The organism is Treponema sp. (genome assembly GCF_045657965.1).
GTDB lineage: Bacteria > Spirochaetota > Spirochaetia > Treponematales > Treponemataceae > Treponema_D.
Genome location: NZ_JAZOUG010000248.1, coordinates 1 through 5,383, shown reverse-complemented (window position 1 = coordinate 5,383; position 5,383 = coordinate 1). Strand labels below are relative to the sequence as shown.

The window sequence follows — 5,383 nt, the reverse complement described above, 5'->3', positions numbered from 1 at the left end:
CAGAGCTTTCAGTTCCGGATCCTTCATTTCCGCAGCAATGGAGGTATAACCCAGCATGCAACCGTAGACCGCCAGTGCGGTGTGCAGGGGGTTGAGGCAAGTGGTGACCTTCATGGTCTCAGTCTTGTTGACGGTTTCCCGGTCGGTCATGTAGACACCGGCCTTCTCCAGAGGAGGTCTGCCGTTGGGGAACCGGTCCTCCACCACCAGATACTGGGGCTGCTCAGCGTTAACGAAGGGAGCGATGAAGGTGCCCTTGGAGGTGACCACGGGAGCCATATCCTCGATGCCCGCCTGGTTCAGAGCCTCTTCCACCACGGAAGCAGGTCTGGGGGTGATCTTGTCGATCATGGACCAGGGGAAGGAAACATTCTCCTCATCCTGCAGCCAGTACAGGAAGCCCTCGGACACGAAGCGGTTTTCCCGCCACTTCTTTGCGATGGTTATGATGGATTCCCGGAGCTTTTCGCCGTTATGAGAGCAGTTGTCCATGCTGACAACTGCAATAGGAGTTGCGCCGTTTGCAAAGCGGTGCGCAAGCAGGGCGGTAACCTGAGCCATTGCAGTCTTAGGCGCGAAAATGCCGGCTTCAATGTCGGCAGCTGCAGCCGGAAGAAGGCTTCCGTCGCTTCCGTAGAGTGCGTAGCCTTTTTCGGTAATGGTAAAGCTTACCATCTGCAGGGAAGAAGCGGCAAAAATCTCCTTCATGCGTGCCCACTCTGCCGTGTCGCCGGGGATTGATTTAATGCCTTCTGCAAGCGAACCGATGACGCGCTTGTCTACGTTTCCATCCGGCTTCAAGGTAACGCCGAGCACCAGATTGTTGTACGGCTGGTAAATCTCGTCAATAATGTCGTAGCCGAATGTCTCAACGGCGATAATACCTTTGTCAGAAAGTCCCTTGTTCAAAAGCGTATCCTCGAGGCCGCCGATGAACATTCGGAAAATGTTTCCGGCTCCAAAGTGAATCCAGACAGGTTCTTTTTTAGTGCGTTCCTGCATAGCAGCCACATCATAGGTCGGAATTGAAACGCCAGCAGCGCTCCATCCAGCTGTATCTTTTAATCCTTCAAGTGTAAGTTTCATTGTAAATTCTCCTATTATCGGGTCCGGCTTTTTTCGACTGCTTCCCATAACCCCTGAATGTAGCAGGCGCCGAGTGCGCGGTCGTAAAGACCGTAGCCGGGCATTGCTTTTTCGCCCCAGATCATGCGTCCGTGGTCAGGGCGGATTGGGCCTGTAAAGCCAATGTCGTACAATGCTTTTACGATTTCGTACATGTCAAAGCTTCCGTCTGAAGAAAGGTGGCATGCTTCTTCAAAGTCAGGTTTTCCCTGCTTGATTTTTTCGCCCGTCCATGAAGTAACGGCGCTTCCGTCCGGGCGCTGGAATGCGTTGAAGCGCAGGTTACGAACATGTGCAAAGTGAATGCGTCCTTTAAGTGAGCGGATCATTTCCGGCAGATTGTTTTCCGGATTTGTGCCGTAGCTTCCTGAACAAAATGTAACACCGTTGTGAGGATTGTCTACCATTTTCATCATGCGGTTAATGTTTTTCTGGTTTATAATGATGCGCGGAAGACCGAATACGCTCCAAGCCGGATCATCCGGATGGATTGCCATGTTAATGTCGTATTTGTCGCAGACCGGCATAATGCGCTCAAGGAAGTATTTGAGGTTTTCAAACAGTTTTTCTTCGTCAATGTCCTTATAGAGTGCAAACAGTTCTTTTACCTTTGCCATGCGCTCAGGTTCCCAGCCCGGCATTACAGAACCGTTCATATCGCCGCTTATTGAAGAGAACATTTCTTCCGGCTTGATTGCGTCGACTGCATCCTGAGTGTAGGCCAGAACGGTTGAGCCGTCTTCGCGCCTGCGTGCAAGTTCGGTGCGAGTCCAGTCGAATACCGGCATAAAGTTGTAGCAGACCATGTGAATGTCTTCTTCGCCCAGGTTTTTAAGTGTTTCGATGTAGGCGTCAATGTCCTTGTCGCGGTCAGCACTTCCAGTTTTGATTGCATCGCTTACGTTAACGCTTTCAATGCCGGCTATTTTAAGGCCAGCAGCTTCTACTTCGTCTTTAAGGGCGCGGATGCGCTCGCGGCTCCAGACTTCTCCCGGTTTTGTGTCGTACAATGTTGTGATAACGCCTTTGACGCCGGGAATCTGTCGGATCTGTTCAAGGGTTACGGTGTCGAATTTTGAACCGTACCAGCGTAATGTCATTTCCATATAATTTCCTCCAACCGGATGTAAAAGTGTTTTGTAAATGTAACCGGTTACATTTTTATATTATGTCTTTTCATATCACTTGTAAAGCACAAAATTTGTTTTTTTTAGCATAATTTTCTTGCGTATGCATATCTGCAGCTGTACAATTAATACATGATATCCGGCGAAGACCTTGCACACAGGCTGTTTGAAAGCCAGAACATTCAGACCTTTATTTTTGAACCGCCCTATACAGACCTTGAACGCTTTGACGCAGGTTTCCGCACGCAGTTTTTTCCAAAAGAAGATTACGGCATGATTCAACGCTGGGTGCAGACGCACTGCAATGAGATTGGAAACATCTATCTGCTTGAAGACTTTTTCCGGCTTTGCACAGTGATTGTTCCGCTTCCGGCCGCTTCTGAAAACGTTCCCGGACAGTTTTCTGTTAATGATTCTGCCCTGCGCTACTTTATCGCCTCCCCCTTTACGTTTGAGCATCTTCAGGAAGATGACGTGGCATCACTCTTGCACGAAGTAACTGGAAATCCAGCTGCACCAAGTAAAAAGCTGCTTTCTTACTATGCAGAGCTTCCGCTTGTATATTCACGTGATAAGTTTCAGTCATTTCTGTGTGCATTGTTTCCCGCGCTTTTTGAATCTAACGACATGCGCTTAATCTATCATTATTTTTCTGCTACAGACGGTTACCTGTATACCGAAGCGGACGCAGACGGTGTGGATGAAGCCTATGCAGAAACCGTAAAAAAACGCTATGAAATAGAAAATGCAATGCAGAATGCCGTAGAAGCCGGAGATGCGCAAAAAGCCATTGCATGCTATAAGCAGATAACCCAGACAGGCATTAAACCTCGCACCCCGAATGCAATTCGCAATCTGAAAAATTTTGACATAGTTCTTAACTCACATCTGCGGAAGATTATGGAAAAATGCGGAGTTCACCCGTTTTACATAGATGAGGTTTCCCGTAATTTTGCCATTGCAATTGAAGAATGCACGACAAAAATGCAGGTTTCAGATCTTGCAATTCAAATGATTAAAACGTATTGCACGCAGATTCAGGAACATCGTCTCAAGTGCTATTCTGAGTCAATTCAGCGTTGCATCACTTATATTGATTTTCACTACACAGATTATCTTTCACTTCAAAACATTTCCGAAAAAATCAACATGAACGCATCGTATCTTTCATCACAGTTTAAAAAAGAGACTGGAATCACGCTTACCGCTTACATAAACAGGACGCGCATTAACCACGCAGTTCCGCTCCTTTTACAGAGCAGCCGCAGCATAGAGGACATTGCCAATACCTGCGGCTTTGATGATATGAACTATTTTTCGCGCGTGTTCAAAAAAAACTGTGGATGCAGCCCAAGTGACTTCCGCAGACAGCACAAAAAATAATGGTTTATAGCGAGAGCGTTACACCAAAAGGCACACGCCAGCCGACATTTGTTACGCCTGTGCTGTAGAATGATGAAGTTCCTGAAGCCCGGTTTTTAAGACCTGGTCCAAAATAAACATCAACACCGGTAAATACTTCGCATGCTTTTCCAAAGTTAAATTTTACTCCCGGACGGATATCCATTGCAAAGCTGTCTTTTACCGTATAGCCGTCTTCTGAGCCGAACATAAGCGGTGCGTAAATACGGCTTCCGTTATTGATTTCAATGTACGGAGTCATGTCGCCCATTTTGTAGTCGAGCTGAATGTCCCAGATAAGATAGCTTGGATCGTCCTTTTCGTCAGTCATACGGATTACAAGGGGAAGGCGTGCCTGAAGTGTTGCTTTTTCGTTCAGACGGAATTTGAACATATTGTCGATTGCAATGCCGGTAAGAGCGAAATCTGAAACATCTGCGTTGCGGATATAACCGCCATAGCCGATTTCGCTGTTATGCCTGTCGCCAAAGTAAAAGCGAGGCATTACAAACACGTAATATGGAGAGCGGAACGGGTGGCCTACATCAAAACCTGCAGAAAGAAGCTTGTATTTGTCTGTACCGTTGTCTGCATATGCAACACCGACAGAAGCATTGTCTCCAATCTTATACTTTGCGGTTGCGCCCCATGCAAGGTATGAATCTTCGCCGTCGCCGTCCCAGTTAAAGAATGCACCAGAAGTGTCGTCGTTTTCATCCGATGTTCCAGGAGCTGCGGCAAGTTCGATTGTAAGAGCTTCAAACGGCTTTAGTTCCAGTGCAATGCCGGCGCCGGAAACATCAGAATCAACGCCGCTTCCTTCACGGTAGTTCATCCATTTTTTAAAACCGATTTTGTTTCCGTAGACGTCCTGCCACCAGCGCATCTGGTCAAAATACAGGTGCTGAAAGAAAGTTCCTACTGTAATTTTTGCCCACTCGGTCGGCTTAAACCACACGTTAGCGCGGCGGATTGTAACATCAGCAGAATTTGAAGCAGCACCGCTTGTTGAGCTGGTGTCATCAGGATCGTCGCCTGTAAATGTCCAGATCATGCTCATAGAGCCACCGGCTTTTTCACCATTTAAATTAAAGATAAATGCATCTTTATTTTTCTGATCCTGCCGGTCCAGTTCAATAAAGCGGGTAGCTGTTCCATCTCCGCCGTTTGCAAGATTTCCTTCAAGCGTCAAGTGTGCATCAACATCAAGCGCGGAAGCAGCACCTGCACATAACATAACAAAACCAATATTAAAAAAAATCAGTTTTTTCATTTAAATTCCTCCTTTTTTCTAAACCTTTATTTTTTATAATCAAAGTCCGGGATAGCCTGCCATCTCTCTCTAAAATAGTGGGCAACCATTTTTGGCTTTCTTTCCCGGGTAAAAATGCCTTTTTTGTTTCCGTTTATGCGCATCATGCTCTGGCTTGTGGCAAAGTCTGCAAAGTACCATGCATGCTCGCCTACAACAAAAGCATAATCGTCAAAAACGGTGTTGTTCATCTTGTAAAAATCAACCTGGTATTCTTCTGTGTATAGCTGCGGCATTGTGTCATGGAAGCCTGCAACGGTGTCGGCTCCGTATTCGGTAAACATTACCGGCTTTCCTGTCGTCTTCCAGAAATCCAGTTCTTTTCGAAGCATTTCTTCGGCAATTTCTAGATCAGGGCCGCCAAAATACCAGCCGTAGTAGCGGTTAAGACAGATTACGTCGCTGAACTTAAGAGAAA

General features: G+C 46.7%; 5 protein-coding genes. 1 reads left to right on the top strand and 4 read right to left on the bottom strand.

Going from position 1 to position 5,383, the window contains the following annotated elements:
• Together ACKI5B_RS09305 and uxuA are read right to left on the bottom strand one after the other, a co-directional pair.
• The coding region (locus tag ACKI5B_RS09305; protein WP_407428058.1) for a mannitol dehydrogenase family protein at positions 1 to 1,086 on the bottom strand (1,086 nt) is incomplete at its 3' end.
• Positions 1,087 to 1,100: 14 nt separating this feature from the next.
• Complete coding sequence (uxuA, locus tag ACKI5B_RS09300) at positions 1,101 to 2,231, bottom strand: mannonate dehydratase (protein ID WP_407428056.1); 1,131 nt, start codon at positions 2,229 to 2,231, stop codon at positions 1,101 to 1,103.
• Between the two features lie 153 nt (positions 2,232 to 2,384).
• Here uxuA and ACKI5B_RS09295 point away from each other — a divergent pair, with 153 nt between their 5' ends.
• Positions 2,385 to 3,635, top strand: coding sequence for a helix-turn-helix domain-containing protein (locus ACKI5B_RS09295; RefSeq protein ID WP_407428054.1), 1,251 nt, complete (start codon positions 2,385 to 2,387; stop codon positions 3,633 to 3,635).
• 4 nt (positions 3,636 to 3,639) lie between these two features.
• Here ACKI5B_RS09295 and ACKI5B_RS09290 read toward each other — a convergent pair whose 3' ends face one another.
• Together ACKI5B_RS09290 and ACKI5B_RS09285 are read right to left on the bottom strand one after the other, a co-directional pair.
• Positions 3,640 to 4,926: a hypothetical protein gene (locus ACKI5B_RS09290; protein WP_407428052.1), complete on the bottom strand. Its 1,287-nt coding sequence runs from the start codon at positions 4,924 to 4,926 to the stop codon at positions 3,640 to 3,642.
• Positions 4,927 to 4,952: 26 nt separating this feature from the next.
• Positions 4,953 to 5,383: glycoside hydrolase family 2 TIM barrel-domain containing protein (locus tag ACKI5B_RS09285; RefSeq protein ID WP_407428050.1), on the bottom strand; the 431-nt coding region annotated here is incomplete at its 5' end.